The sequence below is a fragment of the Nocardia sp. NPDC004654 genome (assembly GCF_040609595.1).
GTDB lineage: Bacteria > Actinomycetota > Actinomycetes > Mycobacteriales > Mycobacteriaceae > Nocardia.
The window spans coordinates 187,185-212,716 of the sequence record NZ_JBEXKI010000006.1; the positions used below are offsets into that span (position 1 = coordinate 187,185).

The following is a 25,532-nucleotide window of genomic DNA, read 5'->3' on the forward strand; positions in this document are numbered from 1 at the left end:
GTCTTGCCCCCGAGCTCACGTTCGGCACTCTACAGCGCGGCCCGGTCCCGCGCCTTCCGCCTGGACAGCTCGCGGGCCCGCTCGTTCTGGCCGAGGATGACCTTGCGCACCCGGACCACCTCGGGGGTGACCTCGACGCACTCGTCGGCGGCGCAGAACTCCATCGCGCCTTCCAGGTCCAGCTGCAACGGCTTGGCCAGGGTCTCGATGACGTCGGCGGTGGAGCTGCGCATGTTGGTCAGCTTCTTCTCGCGGGTGACGTTGATGTCCAGATCCTCCGCGCGCGGGTTGATGCCCACCACGTGGCCCTCGTAGGTGTCCGCGCCCGGCTCGACGAAGAACTGGCCGCGGTCGGCGAGCTGGATCATCGCGAACGGCGTCACCGAGCCCGCGCGGTCGGAGACCAGCGAACCGGTGTGGCGCGCCCGGATCTCGCCCGCCCACGGCGCGTAGCCGTGCGAGACGGCGTTGGCGATGCCGGTGCCGCGAGTCTCGGTGAGGAAGTCGGTGCGGAAGCCGATCAGGCCGCGCGAAGGAACGATGAATTCCATCCGCACCCAGCCCGCGGCGTGGTTGTTCATCTGGACCATCTTGCCCTTGCGGGCGGCCAGCAGCTGGGTGATCGCGCCGAGGTACTCCTCGGGGCAGTCGATGGTCAGCTCTTCGTAGGGCTCGTGCACCTTGCCGTCGACCTGCTTGGTCACCACCTGCGGCTTGCCGACGGTCAGCTCGAAGCCCTCGCGGCGCATGGTCTCGACCAGGATGGCCAGCGCCAGCTCACCGCGGCCCTGCACCTCCCAGGCGTCCGGGCGGCCGATGTCGAGCACCCGCAGCGACACGTTGCCGACCAGCTCCTGGTCCAGGCGCGACTTCACCATGCGGGCGGTCAGCTTGTGGCCCTGAACCCGGCCGACCAGCGGCGAGGTGTTGGTGCCGATGGTGACCGAGATCGCGGGTTCGTCCACGGTGATGCGAGGCAGCGCGACCGGGTTGTCGATGTCGGCGAGGGTGTCGCCGATCATGATCTCCGGGATGCCCGCGATGGCGACGATGTCGCCCGCGACGGCCACCTCGCCGGGCTGACGCTCGACGCCGATGGTCTGGAGCAGCTCGGTGATCTTGACCTGCTTGACGCCGTCGGCGTGCATCCACGCCACGTTCTGGCCCTTGCGCAGCTCGCCGTTGTGCACGCGCACCAGCGCGAGGCGGCCGAGGAAGGCCGAGGCGTCGAGGTTGGTGACGTGCGCCTGCAGCGGCGCGGCGGCATCGCCCTTGGGCGCCGGGATGCACTCCATCAGCACGTCGAACAACGCGTCGAGATTCTCCGCGTCGGGGGCGCTGCCGTTCTCGGGGCGCTCCTTGGAGGCCTTGCCCTCGCGGCCGGAGGCGTAGAGCACCGGCAGGTCGAGTGCCAGCTCCGCGGCCTCGGCGGCGGCGTCGTCCAGGTCGGAGGCCAGATCGAGCAGCAGGTCGTGGCTCTCCTCGACGACCTCTTCGATGCGGGCGTCGGGACGGTCGGTCTTGTTGACGACCAGGATCACCGGCAGCGACGCGGCCAGCGCCTTGCGCAGCACGAACCGGGTCTGCGGCAACGGGCCCTCGGAGGCGTCCACCAGCAGCACAACGCCGTCCACCATGGACAGACCGCGCTCGACCTCACCGCCGAAGTCGGCGTGGCCGGGGGTGTCGATGACGTTGATTACGGTGACCGAACCGTCCGCGTTGTGCCGGTGCACCGCGGTGTTCTTGGCGAGAATGGTGATGCCCTTCTCGCGTTCCAGGTCGCCGGAGTCCATCACCCGGTCGACCGGTTCGGCCCGCTCGGCGAAGGCGCCCGACTGGCGCAGCATGGCGTCGACCAGCGTCGTCTTGCCGTGGTCGACGTGGGCCACGATGGCGACGTTGCGAAAATCGCGTGCAGACGACACGCCTGAATCCTCCTGCTGTTGGTGTTGGTGCCGACGGTGCTCGGTGTCCGGCGTGTGCGGGACCCTCCGTGGTTACGCAGGCTGCTGCCTCCGGGTCCTGACTCACACGCCGGGCCCCCTGCAAACAGGTGGAGAATGGAAACTCACCGGGCATCGCGGCCAGCTACACAGTACCGGCAACCGGGTGACCCCTCCGATTCAGGCGCTCGAGTAAGGGTATGCTAACCGTCGTGGGCAAGGTCAAAGCGAAGAAGGTTTCGAGTCTGAAACCGAAGAAGAAGTGCTGTCGTAAGAAGACGCGCTGCTTCAAATGCCCCGTTGTCATCATGCGGATGAAGAAGGCCGAGGCAGCGGGCCTGACCGGCAAGGATTTGAAGAAGGCGCTGAAACAGGCTCGCGCGGCCTGAGTTTCACCATTCCCGGTGCACCTCCGGCAAACGGGGTACAACCGGCATATGAGCACTCCACTGCTATCCGAAGCCGAGATCGCGGACGCGCTGGCCGGACTGCCGAATTGGAGCCGGTCCGGCGACAACATCACCCGCACCATCAAGGCCGCCTCGTTTCCGGCGGGCATCGATCTGGTGCGCCGGGTCGCCGACGCGGCCGAGGCCGCGAACCATCACCCCGACATCGATATCCGGTGGCGAAATGTGACCTTCACGCTGTCCACCCATTCGGCGGGCGGACTCACCGCCCTGGATCTGGGCCTGGCCCGCGAGATCGATCTGCTCGCGTCGCAGTCCGACTAGCCGCGGGGACAGCCCCGCACCGAACGGTCCCCTGACCGCCGCGCACCCGGACAACCGCCGACCCGGGAGGCGGCCGAACTACGCGCGCCGGACCACCGCCGCCGGGCTCACCTCCGATCGGCTGAGACGGGCCACCGCTGCCCAGCTCACCCCGATCGCCGCGCGCGCCGACCCCGGGCGGGGCCGGACTACGCCCGCGCGGAGTCCTCCGCCACCATCTCGCTCGCCGCGGGCTCACCCGACCGCTCGCGCCGCGCACCCGACCAGATGATCCACGCGAACAGGACGAGCACGCCGAGCACATCCACCGCACCCAGCCAGGACAGCACGCCGGGCCGGGAGATCTCCCAGATCGTCGGCTGGGCGAACGACAGCACCCACGGCACGCCGATCAACATCGTCACCAGCCAATAACCGGCCAGGATTCGCGCGCCCGGCGATCGCCGCAGCGGACCGTAGACCAGCCACAGCACCGTGGGCAGCAGCCAGACCCAGTGGTGCGACCACGAGATCGGCGAGATCAGCAACCCGAACAGCTGCACCATCAGCAGCGTGCCCATCCGGTCGTCCGGTTCCAGCGCCCGCCAGGCGAAGAAGGCCAGCACCGCGAACGCGAGCACCGCCGCGATCCACACCGGGCCGGACTCCACGTCGTGACCGAGGATGCGGCTCAGCGTCCCGCGCAGCGACTGGTTCCACACCGAGCCGACCGGGCCGATCCGGTCCGCGTCACCGAGCAGCGTGCCGAAGTAGCGGGTCGCCTCGTGGTTGTTGATGAGGTAGCTGATGCCGACCGTCGCGCCGAACACCACCGCCGACCACAGCGCGGTCCCCCAGCGCCGCCGCGCGACGAAGTAGAGGCCGGTGATCGCGGGCGTCAGCTTGATGCCCGCGATGATGCCGACCAACCCGCCCGAGACCCACCATCGCGAACTGCGCACCGCGAGCATCGCGCCGAGCACCAGGAAGACGTTGACCTGTCCGTAGTCGATCGTGGTGCGGACGGGCTCGAGCCACACGCCGACCGTCGTCCAGCCGATCGCCGCCGCTCGCCAACCGGGTTCGCGCAGCCGTCGGGCGCCGACGATCAATTCCAGCGCGATCCAGACGACGCCGTACAGCGCCGCCACCGTGGCCAGCAGCCAGCCCACCGCGATCACCTTGAACGGCAGGAAATGCAACGGGAAGAAGACCAGCGCGGCGAACGGCGGATAGGTGAACGGCAGCGGGAAATCCGGGGTCTTCTCCGCGTAGGTGAAGTCGTAGAGCCGGTCGGTGAGCAGCGCCGCCGAACCGTCCACGTAGACGTGCAGGTCGACCAGGTTCATTCCGTTGGGCGACACCAGCATCCACAGCAGCCTGGCCAGAACGGATAGACCGAGCAGCAACACCGCCAGTCGCAGGTGGGCAGCGGCCGGACGCTGGTCCGACCGAGCGCTGTCTCGGTTCAAATCGCGGGCTTTCGGGTCGGGGGGCGGTCGCGAAACGCGACTGGCCGGTGTCCGGTGTGTCGGCGACAAATGCCGAAGGCTGCGACTAGATTAACCGGAGCGCTGCTCTTCTCTGTGCACGCTATGCACAAGGGATAACATTTGCATCACCTTTCACACTGGCAACGCCCCGCCGCGCTACGTTCCGATAACACTGATCGTCCACAGCACAACGTGATAACGACCACGGCTGTACAACTCGGTGGTCGTGTCCTTAGAGTGACCCCCGAAACAATGGGTTTTCCCCCGTTGACCCAGATGTACCCGAGGTAAGGACGGCTAGACCAGTGCTTCGCACCCGAGGATCGCGGATCGCATTGACCGCACTCGCCCTGGCGGCGAGCGCTTCGCTCGCCGCGCCGACCGCAATAGCGGCACCGGCGCCCGCCCACGCCGCGGTTCCGAACAGCGTTCCGATGGTGCCCGAGGGCGTCCCGGTGGACGCGATCGCCGCGCTCACCCCCGCCATCGTCGGCGCCATCGCAGGCCCCGCCGATATCGCCAACGGGCCGCAGTCCGCGATCCTCGATCAGGCGCGCATCCTGCTCAACACCCTGAATCTGCCGCCGCAGATCAAGTCGACCCTGGAACGGATCATCACGTTCCTGGACGGCAGCGGTGGCGGCGGTCCCGAGCTGCCGCAGGACGGCCCCGTCATCGCGCAGTTCCTCTACCCGACCATCGGCAAGGGCTGCATCAGCCCGACCGCCGACTCGGTCGGCACCGCCCTAGCCGTGCCCGGCCCGGCCACGCTGCCCCCGCCCGGACCGGAGTCCGGCCAGACCGGCTTCGTGTTCACCGCGCTCGGCACCAAGGCGCCGACCGCGCAGCAGAACCCGCCGATGACCGTGCAGTGGCTGAACCTCGACACCCGGCAGTCCGGCGTGCAGGCGCTGACGGGCGAGTCGAAGATCAACCCGGACGGCCCCGCTACCCTGTCCGCCATCGTGAACACCGGCCGCGGCCGGATCGTCGCGGTGGTCGGCGGCTCGCTCACCACCCAGGCTCCCGACGCCGCGCCGCGCACCTGCTCGTTCCTGCCGACGCTCGGTTTCTTCACCGTCGCTTGATGTTTCGAAGCCCGGCCGGTCGTACGCGACCGCCGGGCTTCGGCATGTCCGGCCGACACACCGCGGCAATCGCGGCGATAGTCCCCGGCCGGGTCCGGGGTGTGGTAGACCGAAGGCATGCCGACTGTCGAAGGAACGGTACGACCCCGCTCGATCCGGAGCAGGCGCTCGCGCCGGTCGATCCTGTCCATCCGGTCCGAAGGCTCGATCCTGTCCATCGGATCGGCCTATTCGATCCTGTCCATCGGCAGCGTCGGTTCGGTGCTCTCGGTCGGATCGGTCGGATCGTTCGCGTCCGTGATCTCCTCCGGCTCCTTCGCCAGCCTCGGCTCGGCGCTGTCGGGCCTGTCCCGCTGGTCGCTGCTGTCCTGGATGGGTGATCACGAGGCGCCGGAGACGCGGCCGAATCTGCGCGTGGTGCCCGACGACGAACCGGATCTGCGCGTTGCCCCGGTCTGCCACTGCCAGACCTAGGCGTACCTCCGCCCCGCGCTCACCACTGCCCGTATTCGGGCTTCAGGATGTTGTTGAGATCGATGCCGACGCCGTCGATGGCGCGCTTGTCGATCTCGAACTGGTGCAGGTGCGCGGCGGGGTGCACATACCCCTTCGGGGTGCCCCAATTGTGCTGCCAGTACCAAGAACCCAGGCCTGCCGCCCGCGCGAGATCAATCGTCGGTGAGTTGGCGTAGACGCCGACGTTCTGCTTGCCGAGCACCGCTTCCCAGCCGAGCAGGTACGGCGCGATCATGGTCGCGAAGTCGACCGGGGTCGGATTGTCGTCGATCGAGGCGTAGATGGGTCTGCCCTCGGGGCCCCCCGCGGCCAGGTGCAGCTCCAGCCCGCGCTCGGCGTGCTCCTTGCCCGCCTCGAGTCCGCCGCGCCAGTCGGCGGTCGGCCCCTTGCCGAACTGATAGCAGGACACGATCTTCAGTCCGGCCTCGGTGAGCGCCTCGGCCTCGCGTGCGAGCAGTGGCTTGCCCACCATCCATTCCGCGCCGGGCCGCCGATCCGAGACATAACGAATGACGCCGACATGACCGGCTTCGAGAATCGCGTCGGCCGAGGGCACGCCACCGGAATAGTCGATCAGCGTGCCGAGTGATCCCGTCGCGGAGGCGGACGCGGCGGTGCCGGTTACCCCCAGCGCGGCGGCCGCGGCGGTATAGGCGAAAAGCTTGCGGCGGGACAGATCGACAGAACGCATCGCAGGACTCCTTCGCGCAACCCCCATTGGCTGGCAGCGGGCCCGGCGCACCTTCCCCAAGGCTCACACGCGCGCCGGGAGCCTCGAACGTGCACTCATTCCACCACATTTCACATTCGAACCGCTAGACCCATTCGACCCACTTACCCCACTTGTCACAGGAGTTACGCGACGCCGTCGATTCGAGCCGCGACGTCGATGGTGCGGCCGGAGCTGTCGCCGAGCTGCTCGCGCACCACCCCGGCCACCTGCGCGACGACCTGCTTCTTGATTCCGGCCAGCGCGCCGAGGGTCGCCGCGCGCACGCCCTTCGCCTTGAAGTCCATCCGGATGTCCCCGGTCGCGGGCGGCGGCACGTCGATGACGATCAGCAGCGGATCGGCCGCCCTGGCGATCAGTACCAGCGGAATCTCGACATCGGCGCGGTACTCGTTCGCCTTGAAGACCTGCACGGTGATGTCCAGGCCGACCGGCAGCGTGAGATCGAACGAGACGAGATCGTCCGGCCCTTCGGGCCGATCGACCAGACGCGGCTGGCGGATCGCGCCACGCACCGTGACGGTCGCCCGGTCTCTCGGCCCGGTTTTCAGCGGCCCGACCTCGATCGGACGCCCCGCCATCTTGTCCACCACCTCGAAGACCCGGTCCCTGGTCACGATGCGGGAGAAGAATCGGTGGCCGAACTCGCCGTAATCGATCCAGTCGAACTCCTCCTGCGCGCGGTGCCGCGACGGCGTGCCCGCGACCATGGCCTCGACGTCGAAGACTCGCCCGCTCTTGGCCTGCGGTTCGGCCAGCATGCTGTTGACCCGGTTGGCGACCTCGCGCTGCACCAGTCCGGCGATCGGGTCGAGCAGCCACTCCCAGGCCGACTCGACCGTCTGGGCGCGCAGCACGAAACTCACGTCGCGGGTGGTGATGGGCGGGATGTCGATGACGATCAGCAGCGGGTCGGCGGTGCGGGCGTGCAGTGTGAGGTCGATTTCGACGACCGCTTCCAGCCGCAGCTTCCGGCCGCCGAGCCGGACTTTGACCGCGAGGGTGAGCGGCACCGTCACCTGGAAGACGACGTGCGGATCATGGCGCAGAACCGTGGGTTCGCCGACTTTGCCCTCGGCGATGAATCCGGCGAGTCCGGGGGGACCGATGTTGAGGGGTCCGATGGCCATGCCGCGCCCCGCCATGGAGGACACCGCGGCCACGATGCGTTCCTCGGTCACCGCGTGGGTGACGAAGCGTTCGCCGAAGGCGGCGTAGTCGATCCAGGACGGGTCGTTCGTCGTTTCCTCGGTCGGCTGCATCAGAGATTCCGAAACCCTCACCTTTCAACGGACAACCGACACGGTACGCGACGAAAGTTTCCGGAGATCGGAACGTTAGGGAACCCTGTCCTGCTGATGAGGGGGTAGCAGGACAGGGTCCGCGATGGCAGCGCTGCCGGGCGCCGCCGACTCCATACTAAGGCTCCGGAAGGGACGCGCCGAGCAACGCGCTCGCCGAACGGGACGCCCTGAGCGGCAATGATTCTCAGAATCGCCCATACCCGACGACGTCCTTCACGTCGGCAACCCGGAATCGGTGGATACGCACCTCGCCGAACTCGTTGCCGCCGATCGTGGTCACCTCGCCGTTCGCCGCCGTGAGCACGATGTTGGTGTGTTGGGTGAACTGGCTCTCCGGGCCGTAGAGCAGCACGTCACCGGTACGCGGGCGATAGCCGCTGCCGATGGGCGCGAACCGGTCCGCGTCCTCGTAGTACTCCTGGAGGGTGTAGACACCGGGGATCCGCCACGATCCGGAGTTCGGATTCGAGAGCGGACGCCCGGCCTCCCGCATCGCCCAGCTCACGAAGTCGGCGCACCAGGGCTCGATCACTCCCTCGGCGTACTTCGGGCCCCCGCCCGGCTCGGCGAACTCGCGCTCCAACACCTCGACCAGCCGGATCTGCGCCGGGTCGAGCGCGGAGCGGTCGATGGCGGGGAAGGCGGCGGGACTCTCGCCGACCACGGCGGGGCGATCCGAGCCGGTCCACCACCAGACCGTGCCCGCGGCGACGGCCGCGACCACGGCCAGCCCCAGCGCCAGCAACAGACCGAGCCGCCCCCGGGTTCTCTGCGGTGCGGACATTCGCCCCCCAATCGCTTTTACGACCATTCATCCTTAAGACGAACGGACGCGGCTCACGGTTCCCGGATCGCGCCCCAGATAGCGCAACAGTTCCGCGACCGCGTCGTCATTCGGCGCTCCGTCGACGACCGCGGCATAAGCGCCCCACTGCCGCAGCGGTTCCACGATCGCCGTCTCCGGCCCGCCGCCGGGCGCGGGATTCGCCGTGCGGGCCGCCGTCAGTAGAGCCGCGGCCAGTTCCTCGTCGAGCGGCGAGGCCTGACCGGTGGCGACGGCGAGATCCCAGGCGTGCACGGCCGCGTCCAACGCGCACAGCACCGCGGCGACCGGTGTCGGAAGTTCGCCGTGCGGCAACGGCGTCGGCACCGTCGGCGTGTGCTCGGCGACGGTGTCCCACGCGGCGGCGGTCTGCTCGATCGCGTCGCGCACCAGCGCGGTCGGCGAGCCATCGATGGTGCCCGATGGCGCGAAGGGGTTCTCGGCCGGGCCGTTTCCGATGCCGAGGAATTTCGCGTACGCGAGCTGATCGCCCGCGGCGTGCTGAATCACCTGTGTCACATTCCATTCCGAGCACGGTGTCGGCAGGTGCCACTGGTCGTCGCGAATACCGGCGACGGTGTCGGCGAGCGCGCGGTGGGCGGCGGCGAGGGTCTCGCGCCAGACGGAGGTGAGGGCGACATCGGTATGCATGGCTGGCCTTTCGGGTTTCTCGGTGCTGATACCGAGCCTATGAGTCCATTAGGCTGCTTTCGTTCCTAATAGATCGGAAGATGTGCATGGCCGAGACAACCACCCGCGTCCTGCGCCTGCTCTCGCTCCTCCAGGACCGCGCCTATTCCGGCCGTGAGCTGGCCGAAAAGCTCGGCGTCACGGATCGCACGCTGCGCAACGACATTCGCAGATTGCGCGACCTGGGCTATCCCGTGCATGCCGAGCGCGGCGCCATCGGCGGCTACCGGCTCGGGCGCGGCTCCACCATGCCGCCGCTGCTGCTCGACGACGACGAGGCCGTCGCGGTGGCCGTGGCGGTCGGACTGGCCGAGGACGGCGCGACCGGCATCGCCGACATCACCGAGCACGTCGGCCGCGCGCTGGCCAAACTCGAGCAGATCCTGCCGAAACGCTTGCAGCGCAAGGTCACCGCGCTGCGCAGCGCCACCGCCGTCGGCCCGGCGACCACCGGCTCGCGCGAGCCGGACGCCCCCATACCGGCCGAGGTGCTCACCACCCTGGCGGGAGCGATCCGCGACCGCGCCGCGGTGCGGCTCGACATCGGCACGGCGGCAGACGAATTCGGCGATCCGACGGAGGTCGAGCCGTACCGGCTGATCAACTGGCAGCGCCGCTGGTACCTCGTCGCCTACGTCCTCGACAGCCACACCTGGCGCGCGATACCCGTCGCCAGGGTGCGCCGCGCGGCCGCGGGCACACGCCGCTTCGCCGCCCGCGCGCTGCCCGACGACGATCTCGTCGCCTTCGTCATGCGCCATGTCGCGAGCACCGGCTGGCGCGTGCACGCGCGGGTCACAGTGCTCGCTCCGGCCGAGCGCGTCATCGCCAGGATCAACCCCGCGGTCGGCGTGGTCGAGGCGGTCGACGCGGACACCTGCGTCCTCTACACCGGCGCCGACGCGCTCGAGACCATCGCCATCTACCTCAGCATGCTGATGATGGACTTTCGTGTAGACGGCCCACCGGAACTCGTCGCGCACCTGCGTACGCTGGCCCGCCGCTACACCGACTCGGTCCGGGAGGCGCCGGACTGATCGGTCAGTCCTTCTTGCCCATCGGAACGCAAGCCGTCAGCGCGATGGCCACCACCGCCGCCGCCATGGCGATGAAGAAGGTGGTGTGGAAGCCCTCGCGGGAGGGCAGCAGGTGCGCGCCGAGCGACATCGTCATGTGCGCGAGCACCACGCTCATCACCGCGGAGGAGGTGGAGGTGCCGATCGAGCGCATCAGCGAGTTGAGCCCGTTGGCGGCGGCGGTCTCGGTGATCGGCACCGCGCCCATGATCAACGCGGGCATCGCGGCGTAGGCCAAACCCACACCGCCCGCGACGATCACGGCGGCGAGCATGATCTCCCAGACGTTGTTCATCAACAGCACCGCGCACAGGTAGCCGACGCCGATCACGGCCGAGCCGAGCATCAGGGTCACCTTGGGTCCGCGCGCCGCCGACAAACGCGCCGACACCGGCGAGAGCGCCATCATCACCAAACCGGTTGGGGCCAGCGCCAATCCGGCGCTCACCATGGAGAGACCGAAGCCGTAGCCGGTCTCCTTCGGAGCCATCAGCAGCTGCGGGAAGGTCAGCGACATGCCGTACAGCGAGAAGCCGACGGCGATCGAGGCCAGATTGGTGAACAGCACCCGCGGTCGTGCCGAGACCCGCAGGTCGACCAGCGGCGCGCCCTGCCGAAGTTCGTAGTAGCCCCAGCCGAGGAAGACCACCACCGACACCGCGAACAGCGTCAGGATCGAGGCGCTGGACCAACCCCAGTCCGCGCCCTTGGTGATCGCGACGAGCAGCGCCAACAGCGCCACCGAAAGACCCACGGCCCCACCGAAATCGAATCGGGCCGGAGTACGCACCGGCGATTCCGGCACGAAAAGGAAGACCAGAACCAGGCACAGCACGCCGAGCGCCGCGGAGCTCCAGAACAGCACGTGCCAGTCCGCGTTCTGCGCGATCGCCGCGGCCACCGGCAGGCCGATCGCACCGCCGACGCCGAGCGTCGCGCTCATGATCGCCATCGCCGAACCGACCCGCTCGACCGGCAGTTCGTCGCGCATGATGCTGATCCCCAACGGAATAGCGCCGACGGCGGCGCCTTGCAGCGAGCGCCCGATGATCTCCGGCACCAACGAGGAGAAGCTCGCGCAGACCACCGAACCGGCGATGAGAGCGAGCAGATTCGCGAACAGCACGCGGCGCTTGCCGAACATGTCGCCGAGACGACCCGCGATCGGCGTGAACACCGCGCCCGCCAGCAGCGTCGAGGTGATCACCCAGGACGCGTTCGAAGCGGAGGTGTCGAGCAATGTCGGCAGCGCGGGAATGATCGGGATGACCAGCGTCTGCATCAGCGAGACGACCACACCGACCGCACCGAGCGTGGCGATGAGCAGGCGGGGGGCCGGGCGGCGGGTATCGGCCTCGGTGGCGGGCGAGGACGCGGCAATGGACATGCATGTGTACGGTACACATCGTGTGTATGCTGCACAATTTGTCATAGAAGTGATCCAGGCGACATAGTGAGTGCCATGCCAGACCGGGAACCCGCCGACCCAGCGGCGCTGACGCGCCTCGCCTTCGAGCTCGCGCTGCTCTCCCGGCACTTCCCCGCCTCGGTGTTGCGCCGCCCAGGGTTTCAGCTGGACCGCTCGGCCTTTCTGATCCTGACCAGGTTGGAGATCGACAACCCGCTCACCCTTCGCGAACTCGCCGACGCCTTCCGCCTCGACATCTCCACCATCAACCGGCAGGTCGGCGCCATGCTCAAACACGGTCTGGTGGAACGGGTTCCGGATCCGGAAGGCGGTATCGCGCGCAAGATCCGAGCCAGCGCCAAGGGCATGGAGCTGCTCGCCGCCGACCGCGCCCAGAGCCGCGACGGCATCGGCGCCGTGGTCGCCGAGTGGTCCGAGTCCGATATCGGTCAGCTCAGCGCGCTGGTCGCGCGTTTCAACGAGTCCATCGAACACCTCGAGCACAACCCGTGGCCGCGGCCGCCCGCGGCGCGCTGAGCTCGACTTCGCCGAATCCCCTGCGGCGCAGCAGGGGCGCACTATGCTCCCGACGATGGGAGAACTTCGGCATTCCCGGCGCCACGGCACGGTCCGACCGAGCTGGTTCGCCTGGGACAACTACCTGATCGGCGTCGTCGGTCTCGCCTTCGCCGTCGCTTTCGGCACGGCCGCCGCGATCCTCGCCCAAGCGGGGCACTATCCGCCCGCCTTCGCGGTCGCGGCGTTCGCGGCGCTGTTCGCCGCACCCGCCGCGGTGCAGGCGATCGGGGAACTGCTCTCGGGACTGATGCTGGTGGGCATGCTGCTCGGTTCGATCGTGCTACTGCCCGCGCTGTTGGTCAGCCCGGCCGTGCGCCGCTGGGCGAAACGGCGCTGGGCGCGGGCCACGGCCTGAGCGTTCAGCCCGCGCGCGAATACACGCCGGGCGTGATGCCGTAGCAGCGGCGGAACCAGCGGGTCAGGTGCGCTTGATCGGCGAAGCCAGCGGCCACCGCGGCCTCGGCGACCGGGCGGCCCGCCGCGATCAACCGCCGCGCCGCCCGCAGCCGCAGGATGCGCTGGTAATCGCTCGGCGCCAGACCGTAATTCGCGCGGAAGGCGCGGTAGAGCGCGAAGCGGCTGGCGCCCGTCGCGGTGACGAGATCGTCCATCGACAGCGTCTCCAGATAGCGCTCGTCCAGCACATCGCGCACGCGGCGCGCGATCGCGCCGTTGCCGCCGCCGATCACTGTTCTGGTGCGCGGAGTACGTGCGCCGCGCTGCACCAGCGCCGCCACCGTGGCGGAAAGCGCTTCGTCCCTCGCCAATTCGGTGGCGGGCGAGGTCAGGCTCGCGTACAGCCTGCCGAGCGCGCCCGCGAGCAACGGATCGTGCAGGACCGGTTCGGCGAACAGCGGCAGGCCAGCGGGGCGACCGGCCCGGTCGGACAGCAGGTCGGTGATCAGCTCGGTGCCGATGTGCACGATTCGATAGGTGAAACCCGCCTCGGTGGCGCTGTGCCCGTCGTGCGGTTCGTCCGGGTTGAACGCCATCACCATGCCCGCCGCGCTGACCCGGGCGGCGCCGCGACAGTCGAAACTCTGCGCGCCGAAGTCGGTGAGGCCGAACGAGTAGGTCTCGTGCGCGTGCGGGTGGTAGACGTGCCGCTCGAAGTGGGCGCGCATCACCTCCACCGGCCGGTCCGGCATCCGCCGATATTCGACCCATTCGCTCACCGCCCCATTCTCCCCGCACCAGCGTTCAAGACGCCGGGGCGGTCCGCGCCGAGTATCGAGACGTGCGTATCCGTCTGCTGTTGATCCTGGTCATGGCCCTGTGGGGCAGCGCTTTCGCCTCGTCCAAGGCCGCCGTCGGCGAAGTCCCACACGAGGTGGCGGGATTCCTGCGGTTCCTCGGCGGCACCCTCGTGCTGCTGGCCGTCCTGCGCGCGCCCCGGCTGCCCGCCGGCGAAGTGCCGCGCGTCGCGGGCGTCGGCATGGTCGGCGTGTTCGGCTACAACGCGCTGTTCTTCCTCGGCCTTTCCTTGGCGCCCGCGGCCGACGGGAGTGTGATCGTGCCGATGGCCGCGCCCATCTTCACGGTCGCGGTCGGCGTCCTGCTCGGGCGCGTCCGACTGTCCGGGATGCGGTTGCTCGGGCTGGTTCTCGCGGTAAGCGGCGGGTTCGTGTTCTTCCTCGGCATTCCGGATACCGGAAACACCCGCCTGCTCGGCGACCTGACCTTTCTCGGCGCAGCGGCCTGTTGGTCGGCCTACACGCTGCTCGGCGCGCCGCTACTGAGCCGAATGCCCGCGGCCACCGTCACCGTCTACGCGACCGCAGCGGGAACCGCCGCCCTCGGGCTGCTCGCCATACCCGCCTTCGGTGACGTGCGATGGTCGGAACTGGGCCCCGAATTCTGGCTCAACCAGGCGTATCTCGGCGCGCTGCCGACGGCGCTCGCGTACGTCCTGTACTACCGTGCGGTCGGCCAGGTCGGGCCGACCACCGCCACCTCCGCGATGTTCCTCGTCCCGGCCTTCGGGTTGACGTGCGCATGGATGATGCTCGGGGAGTCCATTGCTCCGTTGCAGGGGATCGGGGCGGGGTTGATGTTCGTTGGGGCGTGGGTGAATACGCGTCCGGCGATCGATGATTCGGTGCAGACGACGGCGGATCCTGGCCGAGTCGTCGTCGAAGACGATTGTGTGGCGGCCAGTTCCGAGAGGAGGTCGGACGAGCGCCTCGGCGGTCGATCCCGCTTCGGCGGCGGCCGACTCCGTCTCGGCGGCGACCGACTCCGTCTCGGCGGCGACCGACTCCGTCTCGGCGGCGGCTGATTCCGTGCGGCCGAACTAGATTCATCGGATGGATCGAACCGGTCCGGTGCAGGGTGGTGATCGCGTGGATCATCCTTGCTCGACCCCGTGCACATCCCGCTCATCGGACGGATTCCTGGCGTCTCGTTGCCGCCGCACTGAAGGCGGTGGAGCGGTCCGCGGTGGTGCGGGCTGCTGGACAACCAACCATCGAGTACTCCGGTCATCACCTGGCACTGACCGCGCCGGACACCGTTGCCGAGCAGCTGATCGCGGCCTTAGGCGCTTCGCTCCTCCGGGTGGTCGCAAGCGGCGGCGCGGCTGAGAATCGCCGCGATCGAACAGCATTCGAGACCGGTCGGTTCGAAGGTCGGAGGTTTGGATGCGGCGGAACGAGGCACTACCGCTTCGACAGACTCGTCGAAGGAGAAACCCGTGTCATCCGCAATGGTGGCCGTGGCGATCGTGGCGGTGCTCGTCGCGCTCACGGCCGTACTGCTCTTGTCCTGGCCTTTGCTGCGAACTCGCCGCTTGCGCAAACGATTCGGACCCGAATACGACCGGGCCGTCGAGCAGCGGGACGGCCGCCGCGCCGCCGAACGCGAACTACGCGAACGCGAACTCCGCCACGCCGAACTCGAGCTACGGGATCTCTCCGAGGACCAGCGGAAGCAGTACACCGCTCGGTGGGCCGACGTGCAGGAACGCTTCGTAGACGACCCCGCCGCAGCGCTCGCCGACGCCGACCGCCTCGTCACCAGCGTCATGTCCGATCGCGGCTACCCCGCGGAAAGCTACGACCAGCAGCTGGCCGACCTCTCCGTCGAGCACGCCCCCGCCCTCGGCCACTACCGCAGCGCCCACGCCATCGCGACCCGCAGCAATGGCGACACCAACACCGAGGACATGCGCACCGCCATCGTGCACTACCGCGAACTCTTCCACGACCTCCTCAACGGCCGGACCCGCCAGACCAAGGACGCCCTCTCATGAACACCGATCACACCGAAACCCGCCGCGCTACCACCGAATCGCGCACCGCTCCAAACGATCCCACGCCGGGCGACCACCGCGACGCGCGCGGCGCCAGCTCCGCGCCGCGCGACATCGAAGCTGGCGGCGCCAACTTCGCGCCCGGCGACAACATCGAAGCACGCAGCGCCAACCCCGCGCCCGGCGACAACATCGAAGCACGCAGCGCCAACCCCGCGCCGGGCAACAACAACGAGGCACGTGGCGCCACTTCCGCGCTGGGCGACAACGAAGCACACGGCGCCAACCCCGCGCCGGGCAACAACATCGAAACCCGTAGCGCGAACTCCGCGCCGGGCGACAGCAACGAATCACGCAGCGCCACTTCCGAGCCGAACGCCAACCTCGAAGCACGCGGCGCCACTTCCGCGCTGGGCGACAACGAAGCACACGGCGCCAACCCCGCGCCGGGCAACGCCATCGATGCGCCCGGTACCACCGACTCGGCATCGAGCACGGACCGCGAGGCGCGCACCGCCGCCCACCTCACGCCCACCGACGCGCACGTGAACACGTCGGGCGACATCCCGAACAGCGACCACGCAGCCCCGAGCACCGGCACACGCGATGCCAGCACCGCGGAGGCCGTGGGCGGCGACCGAGCCCACGACAACACCACCGCCGCGACCCCGAACGGCAAATCCACCGCTGCCCACGACGAACCCATCCCCCTCTTCACCGAAGCCGAGATCGAACGCCTCCGCACCGAATGGCGCACGGTCCAAGGCTCTTTCATCGACAACCCCCGCGACGCGGTCTCCCGCGCCGACAACCTCGTCGCCAACACCATCGACCACCTCACCGCGGCCTACTCCGAACACCGCCGCGGCCTCACCACCCGCTGGTCCCAGGACCCCGACACCGAGGACCTCCGCAACACCCTCCGCGCCTACCGCACCTTCTTCAACCAACTCCTGCCCTGAATTGAATTGTCACTCTCCGCGTTTCGACTTCGGTCGGACGCGGAAGTGAGCACGTTCGCCCTGTTTGCCGAAGAGGCTGAGGAATTCGACTGGTTCGGCGTCGGCGGCGCCGAACCAGTGGGGTATGTGGGTGTCGAATTCGGCCGCTTCGCCAGGAACCAGTTTCAGATCGTGCTCGCCGAGGATGACGCGGAGGCGTCCGTTCAGGACGTAGACCCATTCGTATCCTTCGTGGGTCTGGGGCCGAGGTTGCACGCGGGGGTCGGCGGGCGGCAGGACGATCTTGTATGCCTGGATGCCGCCCGCGCGACGGGTCAGCGGAACCATGGTCATGCCGTGCTGCGTGACCGGTCGCAGGTGGATGCGCGGATCGCCGGTGGGCGGCGCGTCGACGAGCTCGTCCAGCGTGACGCCGTGCGCCTTGGCGAGCGGCAGCAGCAGTTCGAGAGTGGGCCGCCGCGCGCCGGACTCCAGTCGGGAAAGGGTGCTCACGGATATCCCGGTGGTCGCCGAAAGATCGGCCAGCGTGGTTTCGCGCTGCCGACGCAGGGCACGCAGTCGGGGACCGACCGCGTCGAGTGCTCGGTCGAGGCCGTCGTCCATGGGACCAGTTTGCCAGACTGGCAAACTAAGTTGCCGGTTCGGCGGCGGGGCTCGCATAGTCGTCGCAGGAGGTGGTCACGTGACCGATCAACTGAGAGACAGCTATGACGTGGTAGTGATCGGCGGCGGCGCCGCGGGGCTGAGCGGCGCGCTCATGCTCGGCCGATCGCGACGCTCGGTGCTGATGATCGACGCGGGCGCGCCGCGCAACGCACCGGCCGACGGCGTGCACGGCCTGCTCGCGCGGGAGGGCATGCCGCCCGCCGAGCTGCTCGAACGCGGCCGCGCGGAGGTCCGGCAGTTCGGCGTTCAGCTCGTTTCCGGCGAGGTGCGCGACGCGAGCCGGGACGGCGACGGATTCACGCTCACGACGGCCGACGGCCGGACGGTCAGCGCCCGCAGGTTGCTGCTCGCGACCGGCTTGGTCGACGAGTTGCCCGACGTCCCAGGCCTGCGCGAACGTTGGGGTCGCGACGTGCTGCACTGCCCCTACTGCCACGGTTGGGAAGTGCGCGACCGAGCGATCGGCGTGTTCGCCACCGGTCCGATGTCGGTCCACCAGGCGCTGCTGTTCCGGCAGCTGAGCACCGACGTAGTGTTCTTCACCGACACGACCACACCGACACACGAGGAGACGGTGCAGCTCGCCGCGCGCGGCATCCGGTTGGTCGAGGGCGGGATCGCCGACCTGGTCATCGCCGACGATCGCATCACCGGCGTGCGGCTGAGCGATGGCACGGTGATCGAACGCGAGGTCGTCGCGGTCGGGTCGCGCATGGTGGCGCGGGCCCAGTTCCTCGCGACGCTCGGACTGCGCACCAGCGAGCACCCGATGGGCGAGTTCATCGCGGCAGATCCGACCGGCCGCACCGAGGTACCCGGCGTGTGGGCAGCGGGCAATATCACCGACTTGGCCGCCCAAGTCGGTGCTGCGGCCGCCGCGGGTGCCACGGCAGGGGCGCAGATCAACGCCGACCTGGTCGCCGAAGAGACCCGAAACGCGGTCGCCGCCTACTCGAGCGCCGACGGACGCGGTCCGGCACCGGACCACCGCACGTGGCCGAGGTATGCGGAACCGTTCTCGGCCGACACCGAAGCGCGCCTGAGCGAGGCGAACTCCGGCGCCAGCCGCCACGGCCTGTGAACGACGAAAGGAGCACCGTGTCCGAACAACTCGACCACGCCTTCTGGGAGAACCGCTACCGCACGACGACTCCGCACGTCCAACCCAACCCACACCTGACGGTGGAGGCGGCGGAACTGCCGCCGGGGCGCGCCCTGGATGCGGGCTGCGGCGAAGGCGCGGAAGCGGTTTGGCTCGCCGCGCACGGCTGGCGGGTGACGGCCGTCGACTTCGCCACCGCGGCACTCGAGCGCGCCCGCGAGCGCGCCGATATCCGCGGTCCCGAGGTGGCCGATCGAATCGATTGGCTCACAGCGGATCTGACCGAATGGACGCCGCCGGAGAGCAGCTTCGACTTGGTCTGCTCCCACTACGCCCACCCCGTCACCGGAGCCGAAACCTTGCTGCGCCGACTGGCCCCCGCGGTCGCGCCCGGCGGCACACTCCTCATCGTCGGCCATCATCCGACGGACGCGCATTCGACAGCGCACGCCTCCGGAGTGCACGTCACGGCGGAAAGCCTGGCGGCGGAGCTGGATCCCACCCGCTGGGAAATCATGGTGGCGGAGAACAGATCTCGAACGGTGACGCACGGCAGTCACCAAATCGAGCTTCGCGACGCCGTGCTTGTGGCCCGGAAACATCGCTGACTCGGCCGCTTCGGGCTACCTGGTGTGCCCTGCGCGTGACCGGTTGTGGCGGAACGACCTGGACGACATGCTTCGTCCACTTCCACACGGCCGCCGCCTTGCCCAACCCTGAAACCCCCAATGGTTCCCGGCCGCGGCGGCGGCGCACTGACCGCCGCGAGCGGGTCAGACCTCCAGGTCCTCTTCGATGCCGCGCAGGTGGTGCCTGGCGAGCGCCAGGTTGGCCCGTCCGCGGTCGAGGGCGAGATAGAGGAAGAGGCCTTTGGATTTGCGGCCGGTCATCGGGCGGATGATGTGGTACTGGCCGGAGAGGGTGATGAGGATGTCCTCGATGTCGTCATTGAGACCGAGCTGCTCCATGGTCCGCAGCTTGGCGCGCACCACTTCGGTGTTACCCGCCGCGGCGACCTGCAGGTCCAACGACTTCGAGCTCCCGAGCATTCCGAGCGCCATGCCACTGTTGTAGTCCACGACGGCGGCACCGACCGCACCGTCGATCACCATCATGTCCTTGAGCGCCAGATCGAGATTCGTCATTTCATTCCTTTCGATGGGTGTGCACTGCCCGGTCCTTTCCGGGCCTTGTCGCCAGCGCCGCCAGATGATCGACGATCGCGCGGGCCACCGGACGCGACTCCAGGTGGAGCCGGCCGACGTTCACTTCGGGTCCGGCCAGTACGGTCAGCGAGGCCCAGCCCGCCGCGTAGATCACCACGTGTCCCTCGGTGCCGCGCACCACGACCTCGTGGAAGCCGCCGCCGTTGGCGGTGGCGGACAGCCGGTACGACAGCGCCAGATGCGAAGCCGACAGCGCTGCCATTCCGTCGGGTTCAATGTGTGCGGGCAGGTCGTGGGCGATCAGCAATCCATCGCCGGAGGAGACCAGCGCGCCGGTCGATTGCGGCACCCGATCCCGCAGCATCTTCAGTTCCGCGAGCACCGCCGCGTTCGGTTCGGGTCCGGACATCGCCACCTTGGTAAACCTTCCCATCCAATCGCCGAGCAATTTCTTTCGCGCGGTCACGCAAGCTCCTCCAACGCCGCCCGCAGGCGAACCAGCACATCGCGGTCCACGGGCTCCCACTGTTCCGCGGTCGGCGGCAGGGCCGACCGCACCCGGCGGCGTAGTGGTGGCGCGGTGGGGTCGCTGATCCGAGGTATCGGCGCGGACGGCTCGTCTTCTCGCGCACAGCCGAAATCTCCAGCCGGCGACTCGATCTCGATGACGCGCCCTCCGGCGGGCGCCCCGGTGCGCGTGGCCAATTCGGTAGCGCCCGGCCCGGTCATCTTGGCGTGCTTGCCATTTCGCGTGTCGGTGCGAGCACCCTGCGATCCGCTGTACGGCTCGAACCCCGCACCCCAGTGGGCAGTGTGCCTTCCTCGATCGACGACTGGACTGGGCGGCTTGATCAAGCCCGCCGCGGTCAATTCCCGCACCGCCTCCAGACATCCGTACGTGGTGCGGCCGAGGTCGCGCGCGATTCCGGTGATACTGCGCTGGGTATCCGCCGCCGCGAGCACCTCGGCCTGGCCCGCCGTGAGCACCACCTGCCGCCGCCGGACGCGCCGCACCGGAACTACCGGAGCCCGGTCGACCAGCTCGGCAGGCCAGGGTCCGGACTCCGGATCACCGCGCCGCGCGCATTCCTGCACCAGTGCGCGCGGCGTGATGTGACAGACCGGGGCGAGCCAGTGCGGCGGAGCGGGCCGGAACTCGGGGACGGCGGACGACGCGAGCAGAAAATACGCCGCATCGAAAACCGAAAGCAGCGCAAGGGTTTCCAGTCGTGGGCGGTTCAGCACCTGACCCGGGTCGCCCGAACCCGCTTGCCGCCAATCCTCCGCGGTGGCCACGCCCGCCTCCACCACGAGCCGATCCAATCCGGTCGCCCTGCGGCAATCGGCGGAGGCGATCACGCCGCCGGTGAGATGAAACGCGCCATCGCCCGCGCGCAACACACCCGTACTCCCTTCCTTTTCCAGCCGCCGCAGCTCGACCGCGAGTTCAACGCCCATGACCGTCCTCGGCGAATTCCGCCAGAATCGCTCGCAGCTGGAATCGCGCCATAGCCAGATTCCCGGTGTCGTCGTCGCACAGGAGGTGCACGAAAAGCCGTCCGTCGAAATCGCCGTCCACCAGATTCAGCAAGTGAAATCCGCGGGTACCGCACACGATGATCTCGGTGAGATCGTCACCGTCGCGACCGGTGGCCAGCGCCGAGCAGCCGAGCACGGCGCGCACCACATCCGTTGTGGCCGCGGCATCTTCGTGCTCGTCGACCAGGTCGTGCTCCCCGGCAGCGGCGATCGCCAGACCACTCGCGCCGTCCACCATCGTCACGCTGCGCGCACCCGGAATGTCCATGATGCGTTTCAGGCAGCCCTCAATTCCGATCACCGTGCCACCGCTTGTCTGTGAGGGATTCAGCGAGTCCCGACGCTACACACGCCCGGTGACCGATGTACAGCTATCGCCGGGAAATTTCTCAGCACACAACGCATTTCCCATGGAAACGAGAAAAGAATACCCTCCGGTATTTGAAACCTACCGGTAGTTAAGGGACTTTTGTCATCTCGCTTTGCGAAATTAGGTTGCCCACAATGCGGAAGACTCGCGCTGCAGGATTCATTTCTTACCGGTAGGCTCTACACAGCTATCCATGCGCGCTCGTGCTCGCAAACTTTGTTGCCGCCCAGTGTTTTTGGGGAGTGCGCTGCGCAGCGGACGCGGACTCGCCGTGACGATGGCACAATTGCGCCGCGCAGCCTGAGGTGGCGTGGGCCGCGCATGGCGCGAGGGCGAACAGAAGAGCGAGTACGACGTTCTCGACCAGACTCGACGAGTTTTCGAACGGTCGAATTCGGCTGGCGCGGTGCAACGGTCTCGACCAACAGCAATCTCACCAATCACGCGGAGCGACCACTTCGTCGGTTTTGTCGCTGCCCTCGACCAGGGACACGGAGCCGACTCGAATCCATTCCGCCCAGCTTCGTCAACCGGCCGCTCCGACCTGCTTGCGCATCAGGCATCGGGATCTGATCAGCCCCCTCTACGCCGCGCCTCCTCTTCGGACTCGAGCAGTTGGACGCCGTCATGCGTCGCGAAACGGCGCGCTCGGCGTCAGCTCGGCGGCGGTTCGCGTCCGGCTCGGCGGCGGGCTCGGCCCCGAGTCGACGGCGGGCTCAGCCCCGACTCGGCAGCGGGTTCGCCTCCGGCTCGGCGGCGGGCTCGGCCCCAACTCGACGGCGGGCTCAGCCCCGACTCGACGGCGCTTGTTCGGCCCCAGCTCGGCGGCGGGCTCAGCCCCGACTCGACGGCGTTTGTTCGGCCCCGACTCGGCGGCGGGTTCGGCGTCGTCGGATCTGACGACCGGTGACAGGCCTGGCTCAACCCGGGCGAAGGTCCGTAATCGGCAGCCCGTGCTCGACACGCAGACGCTCGGCCACGAGCGAGCGGTGACATGCCTCCGGATCGCACTCGACACAGAAAAGCGCGGTCACCGCGTCGCTCGGAAGCTCGGCCACGAGCGCGCCGAGGTCGAACGGGTCGAGGATCTCACGGGTGTAGCGCTCGGCGTACTCGGGCGCGAGCGCGATGCGGTTGCGCTTGCCCACGCCTTGCCGGTCGTCCTCGCGATATTGGAGCTGACGCAGCTCGGTAGTCGGCGCCAGCCCCTTCACATGCCGGTAGCCGATGCCCGCCGCGGCGAGCATGCTCTGGAGCCGTGCCGAGTTCGCCCAGGAGTAGTCGGGGCCCCGCACCCCCCGGCGCTGGCGGAGGTCGAGTAGCAACCCCACGCCTGCGCCGGTGAGCTCGTCGAGGAAGGTTTCGGCGGTAAAGCCGTAGACGCCGATCGTCACCATTCCGACCACCGGATATCACCCACCTGCCTGCTATCGTGCCGGTTCCGCTTGTCCCGCCGAGGTGGCGCGATCGCCTCAGGCGACGGCGGTCCCCTCGAGCTCCACCATCAGGACAGGGATCGCCAACCGTGTCACCCCGAGCATCGTGGTGGCCGGCGCCACCCCGGCGGCGCCCAATCGCGACGCCAGCACTCCGTAGTGCTGGAAAAGCAGATCGACGTCGGTGGTGTAGACGTTGAGCCGGACGAGGTTCGCGAGGGACATGCCCGCCTCACCGAGAACGGCCTCCAGGTTGTCGAGGCTCAGCCCCAACTGCGCCGCCATGTCACCGGCGTGTTGCGGCTCGCCGTCACCGCTCATCGCGGTCTGCCCGGCGCAATACAGGGTCCGGGTGTGCCCCGAGACGATCTCACCCTGGTTGTACCCCAACTTCACCGACCACGGCCACGGATTGATCGCCGTCCGCTCCATCGCCCCGTCAGCGCCGGTCGAGTCCTCGAGAGTCCGTGCGTCCATCGGCTCGGTAACCATCTTCTTTGTCATGCTGGACAGCCTCTCAGCCAATACACGACATCTTGTGTCGTGTATTGCTGACATAATTTTCGTATGCGCGCTGACCGGTTGGTCTCGCTGGTGCTGCTGCTGCGCCAGCACGGTCGGCTGTCCGCGACCGCGCTGGCCCGCGAGCTGGAGGTGTCCACCCGCACCGTGCTGCGCGATATCGAGGCGCTGTCCGCGGCCGGTGTCCCGGTCTACGCCGAACGCGGCAGGCATGGCGGTTTCGCGTTGTTGCCCGGCTTCCAGACCGAGCTCACCGGACTGAACCACGACGAGGCACTTGCCCTGCTGGTGGCCGGATCCCGGCGTGGCGCACAGGCATTCGGCCTCGGCTCGGCGCTAGCGTCGGCCATGCGCAAGGTGGTCGACGCGCTGCCCGAAAGTTATCGGGCCACCGCGGCCGGTGCGGCCCAGCGATTGCTCATCGATCCCGAGACCGATCTCCTCTCGCGCCGGCTGGTCACCGAGGAGGCGCCCGACGCCGTGGTGACCGAGGTTCGGCGCGCGGTGTTCGCCGGACGCAAGCTGCGCATCCACTACGCGGCCGTGGACCAGACCCCGAAATGGCGCACGGTGGACCCGATCGGCCTGGTCACCGCCCGCGGGCAGGGCTACTTGCTGGCCACGCGGTCCGGCGCGGACCGCACCTACCGACTGTCTCGAATCTTGGCCGCCGAGGAACTCCCCGAACCCGCACAGCGACCGGACCGGGTCGACCTGGACCGGGCCTGGCAGGAACGCAGCACGCGGTTTCGGACCGGCGGCGACCAGGTCAGCGTGCTGGCACGGGTGGACCCGGCGCGGAGGGAGGAGCTGGTGGGCACCGCGCTGGCCGTCCGCTCCGAAGAAGCCGACGCAGACGGCCGACTGCGACTGGAAGCGACATTCCAAGATTCGAGACATGCGGAATGGGCGCTGTGGCAGCTCGCCGCCGACGCGGAAGTCCTTGCCCCGCAATGGCTGCGAACCTCCCTGCGCGATCGCGCCGCCGCGGTCGCCACCTGCTACGGAGAGTCATACGGCCCACCGCCGAACGCTTCCGAAAGTTCCGGCAGTGACTCTCCCCCGGCATCCCGCTGAGCGACCAGAAATGGGCAATGACGTTGGCGGGACTCGAGTTCCGCTTCCGTCTGCCTCGAAGCGCACCCTCGCCGACGACCAGCTGGCCGCCATCACCGCGCCCTGCTGCCCCTTTCGGCGCCGATAACAGATGCGCACCTCACGTACTGCGGTTCGCCTCTGTCGACAGTGCGATGCGCGGGCCGACCCATTGCACGAATTGGACTGTCCGGCAGCAGGAGTCGCAGTCGCATGTAACATCCCACGACACAGCGGCGGATACATCCTATGAAATCGACCACTACACGATCGGAGACTTCGTGAAGATCTCGCCACGGGCAGTAGCGATGTGCCTGACCGCCCCCGTTCTCGCACTCACCGCGACAGCGGCGATCGCCGGAACCGCCGTCGCCGACTCGTCCGGCTGCGAGGGGTCGATGAACGGTTCATGGGCCTACAACGGCGTGTGCCGAGGCGGAGAAGGCACCTACCGCCTCGAAATCGATTGCGTCGGATACAACTTCGCGGCCTTCCCACCGGCCATCGGCCTGTACACCACGCGCGTCGACTTGCCCGTCGGACAGCCGGGCACGGTCGCTTGCTTCGGCCCGAACTGGTCCAGCGCCGGATGGGCCGTGGGCTCGCGCATCTTCCGGCTCTGATCGCACCGGTCCGTGGTCGTCCACTGGCCCGCGTCCCGATCAGTGGACGACCACCGGTCCGCAGCAACCGCATCGTCGAAGGCGTCCACGCGGCGATGCCATGATCTGATGGATCAACGTCCAAGCAAGGCCGATAAGGCCACCGACAACCTGATCGGAACATTCGAGCTCAAACGGCGCGCCGCCGACGAGCCCGGCCACGTCACCGCCAACGGTCAGGGACTGGAACTGGGTTACCTGATGCGGCGCCACGCCTGGGGCGCGGGACTGGCGTTCGAGGCCGCTGCCGCCGTATTGCGCACGGCCGCAGCCGAACTCCCCGACCAGCCGGTCCTCGTCGCGACCCGAACCGCCAACAAACGCTGACTGCTCACGCGATCACCGAAGGTGTCCGAACGAAAACGCCTCCTACAAGCGTCCTTTCCTGATATCCAG

The 25,532-nt window shown here is 68.5% G+C and carries 30 protein-coding genes; 15 read left to right on the forward strand and 15 right to left on the reverse strand.

What is annotated here, in order from left to right:
* Positions 1–29 precede the first annotated feature (29 nt).
* Positions 30–1,928, reverse strand: coding sequence for a translational GTPase TypA (typA, locus tag ABZV58_RS21295; RefSeq protein ID WP_355001881.1), 1,899 nt, complete (start codon positions 1,926–1,928; stop codon positions 30–32).
* Between the two features lie 230 nt (positions 1,929–2,158).
* On the opposite strand from typA, the gene ABZV58_RS21300 reads away from it, so the two are divergent.
* Complete coding sequence (locus ABZV58_RS21300) at positions 2,159–2,335, forward strand: hypothetical protein (protein ID WP_097244929.1); 177 nt, start codon at positions 2,159–2,161, stop codon at positions 2,333–2,335.
* A gap of 48 nt (positions 2,336–2,383) precedes the next feature.
* Positions 2,384–2,680 carry a 4a-hydroxytetrahydrobiopterin dehydratase gene (locus tag ABZV58_RS21305; RefSeq protein WP_355001882.1) on the forward strand — a complete coding sequence of 99 codons (297 nt, stop codon included), beginning with the start codon at positions 2,384–2,386 and terminating at the stop codon, positions 2,678–2,680.
* Positions 2,681–2,868: 188 nt separating this feature from the next.
* Here ABZV58_RS21305 and ABZV58_RS21310 read toward each other — a convergent pair whose 3' ends face one another.
* Complete coding sequence (locus ABZV58_RS21310; protein WP_355001883.1) at positions 2,869–4,131, reverse strand: mannosyltransferase; 1,263 nt, start codon at positions 4,129–4,131, stop codon at positions 2,869–2,871.
* Between the two features lie 326 nt (positions 4,132–4,457).
* Here ABZV58_RS21310 and ABZV58_RS21315 point away from each other — a divergent pair, with 326 nt between their 5' ends.
* Together ABZV58_RS21315 and ABZV58_RS21320 are read left to right on the forward strand one after the other, a co-directional pair.
* Positions 4,458–5,240, forward strand: coding sequence for a hypothetical protein (locus ABZV58_RS21315; protein ID WP_355001884.1), 783 nt, complete (start codon positions 4,458–4,460; stop codon positions 5,238–5,240).
* A 117-nt stretch (positions 5,241–5,357) separates the two neighbouring features.
* Positions 5,358–5,714, forward strand: a complete 357-nt coding sequence (locus tag ABZV58_RS21320; protein ID WP_355001885.1) for a hypothetical protein — start codon at positions 5,358–5,360, stop codon at positions 5,712–5,714.
* Between the two features lie 19 nt (positions 5,715–5,733).
* On the opposite strand, the gene ABZV58_RS21325 is transcribed toward ABZV58_RS21320, so the two are convergent.
* The 4 genes from ABZV58_RS21325 to ABZV58_RS21340 all read right to left on the reverse strand — a co-directional run bounded on the left by ABZV58_RS21325 (position 5,734) and on the right by ABZV58_RS21340 (position 9,264).
* Entirely contained in the window at positions 5,734–6,447 is a 714-nt protein-coding gene (locus ABZV58_RS21325) for a DUF1906 domain-containing protein (protein WP_355001886.1), read from the reverse strand.
* A 164-nt stretch (positions 6,448–6,611) separates the two neighbouring features.
* A complete protein-coding gene (locus ABZV58_RS21330) occupies positions 6,612–7,748 on the reverse strand; it encodes a hypothetical protein (protein ID WP_355001887.1) in 1,137 nt (378 codons plus the stop codon).
* 226 nt (positions 7,749–7,974) lie between these two features.
* Positions 7,975–8,574 (reverse strand): CHAP domain-containing protein, encoded by a 600-nt coding sequence (locus ABZV58_RS21335; RefSeq protein WP_355001888.1) that lies wholly within the window; start codon positions 8,572–8,574, stop codon positions 7,975–7,977.
* A 33-nt stretch (positions 8,575–8,607) separates the two neighbouring features.
* Positions 8,608–9,264, reverse strand: coding sequence for a TIGR03086 family metal-binding protein (locus ABZV58_RS21340; protein WP_355001889.1), 657 nt, complete (start codon positions 9,262–9,264; stop codon positions 8,608–8,610).
* Positions 9,265–9,350: 86 nt separating this feature from the next.
* On the opposite strand from ABZV58_RS21340, the gene ABZV58_RS21345 reads away from it, so the two are divergent.
* Entirely contained in the window at positions 9,351–10,340 is a 990-nt protein-coding gene (locus ABZV58_RS21345) for a WYL domain-containing protein (protein ID WP_355001890.1), read from the forward strand.
* 4 nt (positions 10,341–10,344) lie between these two features.
* On the opposite strand, the gene ABZV58_RS21350 is transcribed toward ABZV58_RS21345, so the two are convergent.
* Positions 10,345–11,766, reverse strand: a complete 1,422-nt coding sequence (locus ABZV58_RS21350; protein ID WP_355001891.1) for an MFS transporter — start codon at positions 11,764–11,766, stop codon at positions 10,345–10,347.
* A 75-nt stretch (positions 11,767–11,841) separates the two neighbouring features.
* Here ABZV58_RS21350 and ABZV58_RS21355 point away from each other — a divergent pair, with 75 nt between their 5' ends.
* Together ABZV58_RS21355 and ABZV58_RS21360 are read left to right on the forward strand one after the other, a co-directional pair.
* The gene (locus ABZV58_RS21355) at positions 11,842–12,324 is read left to right on the forward strand and encodes a MarR family transcriptional regulator (RefSeq protein ID WP_355001892.1); all 483 of its coding nucleotides are present in this window, start codon (positions 11,842–11,844) and stop codon (positions 12,322–12,324) included.
* Positions 12,325–12,379: 55 nt separating this feature from the next.
* A complete protein-coding gene (locus ABZV58_RS21360) occupies positions 12,380–12,721 on the forward strand; it encodes a hypothetical protein (RefSeq protein WP_355001893.1) in 342 nt (113 codons plus the stop codon).
* Positions 12,722–12,725: 4 nt separating this feature from the next.
* Here the strand turns inward: ABZV58_RS21360 and ABZV58_RS21365 are convergent, their stop codons facing one another.
* On the reverse strand, positions 12,726–13,541 hold the full coding sequence (locus tag ABZV58_RS21365) for an AraC family transcriptional regulator (RefSeq protein WP_355001894.1): 816 nt from the start codon (positions 13,539–13,541) through the stop codon (positions 12,726–12,728).
* A 62-nt stretch (positions 13,542–13,603) separates the two neighbouring features.
* On the opposite strand from ABZV58_RS21365, the gene ABZV58_RS21370 reads away from it, so the two are divergent.
* From ABZV58_RS21370 to ABZV58_RS21380, 3 genes are all read left to right on the forward strand, one after another.
* A complete protein-coding gene (locus ABZV58_RS21370) occupies positions 13,604–14,644 on the forward strand; it encodes a DMT family transporter (protein WP_355001895.1) in 1,041 nt (346 codons plus the stop codon).
* A gap of 414 nt (positions 14,645–15,058) precedes the next feature.
* Positions 15,059–15,616 carry a hypothetical protein gene (locus ABZV58_RS21375; RefSeq protein WP_355001896.1) on the forward strand — a complete coding sequence of 186 codons (558 nt, stop codon included), beginning with the start codon at positions 15,059–15,061 and terminating at the stop codon, positions 15,614–15,616.
* The gene (locus tag ABZV58_RS21380; RefSeq protein WP_355001897.1) at positions 15,613–16,578 is read left to right on the forward strand and encodes a hypothetical protein; all 966 of its coding nucleotides are present in this window, start codon (positions 15,613–15,615) and stop codon (positions 16,576–16,578) included. The genes ABZV58_RS21375 and ABZV58_RS21380 overlap by 4 nt, the downstream gene beginning before the upstream one ends.
* A gap of 9 nt (positions 16,579–16,587) precedes the next feature.
* On the opposite strand, the gene ABZV58_RS21385 is transcribed toward ABZV58_RS21380, so the two are convergent.
* Entirely contained in the window at positions 16,588–17,181 is a 594-nt protein-coding gene (locus ABZV58_RS21385) for an XRE family transcriptional regulator (protein WP_355001898.1), read from the reverse strand.
* 79 nt (positions 17,182–17,260) lie between these two features.
* Here ABZV58_RS21385 and ABZV58_RS21390 point away from each other — a divergent pair, with 79 nt between their 5' ends.
* Both ABZV58_RS21390 and ABZV58_RS21395 read left to right on the forward strand, forming a co-directional pair.
* Positions 17,261–18,325 (forward strand): NAD(P)/FAD-dependent oxidoreductase, encoded by a 1,065-nt coding sequence (locus ABZV58_RS21390; RefSeq protein ID WP_355001899.1) that lies wholly within the window; start codon positions 17,261–17,263, stop codon positions 18,323–18,325.
* A 17-nt stretch (positions 18,326–18,342) separates the two neighbouring features.
* Positions 18,343–18,954, forward strand: a complete 612-nt coding sequence (locus tag ABZV58_RS21395; RefSeq protein ID WP_355001900.1) for a methyltransferase domain-containing protein — start codon at positions 18,343–18,345, stop codon at positions 18,952–18,954.
* A gap of 165 nt (positions 18,955–19,119) precedes the next feature.
* Here the strand turns inward: ABZV58_RS21395 and ABZV58_RS21400 are convergent, their stop codons facing one another.
* From ABZV58_RS21400 to ABZV58_RS21425, 6 genes are all read right to left on the reverse strand, one after another.
* Positions 19,120–19,491, reverse strand: coding sequence for a hypothetical protein (locus ABZV58_RS21400; protein ID WP_355001901.1), 372 nt, complete (start codon positions 19,489–19,491; stop codon positions 19,120–19,122).
* 1 nt (position 19,492) lies between these two features.
* Positions 19,493–19,978, reverse strand: a complete 486-nt coding sequence (locus ABZV58_RS21405) for a roadblock/LC7 domain-containing protein (RefSeq protein ID WP_355001902.1) — start codon at positions 19,976–19,978, stop codon at positions 19,493–19,495.
* The gene (locus ABZV58_RS21410; protein WP_355001903.1) at positions 19,975–20,970 is read right to left on the reverse strand and encodes a hypothetical protein; all 996 of its coding nucleotides are present in this window, start codon (positions 20,968–20,970) and stop codon (positions 19,975–19,977) included. The genes ABZV58_RS21405 and ABZV58_RS21410 overlap by 4 nt, the downstream gene beginning before the upstream one ends.
* Complete coding sequence (locus tag ABZV58_RS21415; protein ID WP_355001904.1) at positions 20,960–21,352, reverse strand: hypothetical protein; 393 nt, start codon at positions 21,350–21,352, stop codon at positions 20,960–20,962. The genes ABZV58_RS21410 and ABZV58_RS21415 overlap by 11 nt, the downstream gene beginning before the upstream one ends.
* Before the next feature lie 989 nt (positions 21,353–22,341).
* A complete protein-coding gene (locus ABZV58_RS21420; protein ID WP_355001905.1) occupies positions 22,342–22,818 on the reverse strand; it encodes a DUF488 domain-containing protein in 477 nt (158 codons plus the stop codon).
* Between the two features lie 75 nt (positions 22,819–22,893).
* Entirely contained in the window at positions 22,894–23,289 is a 396-nt protein-coding gene (locus ABZV58_RS21425) for a RidA family protein (protein ID WP_355002215.1), read from the reverse strand.
* Between the two features lie 135 nt (positions 23,290–23,424).
* On the opposite strand from ABZV58_RS21425, the gene ABZV58_RS21430 reads away from it, so the two are divergent.
* The 3 genes from ABZV58_RS21430 to ABZV58_RS21440 all read left to right on the forward strand — a co-directional run bounded on the left by ABZV58_RS21430 (position 23,425) and on the right by ABZV58_RS21440 (position 25,463).
* Positions 23,425–24,456, forward strand: a complete 1,032-nt coding sequence (locus ABZV58_RS21430; protein WP_355001906.1) for a WYL domain-containing protein — start codon at positions 23,425–23,427, stop codon at positions 24,454–24,456.
* A gap of 173 nt (positions 24,457–24,629) precedes the next feature.
* Positions 24,630–25,097: a hypothetical protein gene (locus ABZV58_RS21435; RefSeq protein ID WP_355001907.1), complete on the forward strand. Its 468-nt coding sequence runs from the start codon at positions 24,630–24,632 to the stop codon at positions 25,095–25,097.
* A gap of 12 nt (positions 25,098–25,109) precedes the next feature.
* Positions 25,110–25,463, forward strand: a complete 354-nt coding sequence (locus ABZV58_RS21440) for a GNAT family N-acetyltransferase (protein WP_355001908.1) — start codon at positions 25,110–25,112, stop codon at positions 25,461–25,463.
* Positions 25,464–25,532 lie beyond the last annotated feature (69 nt).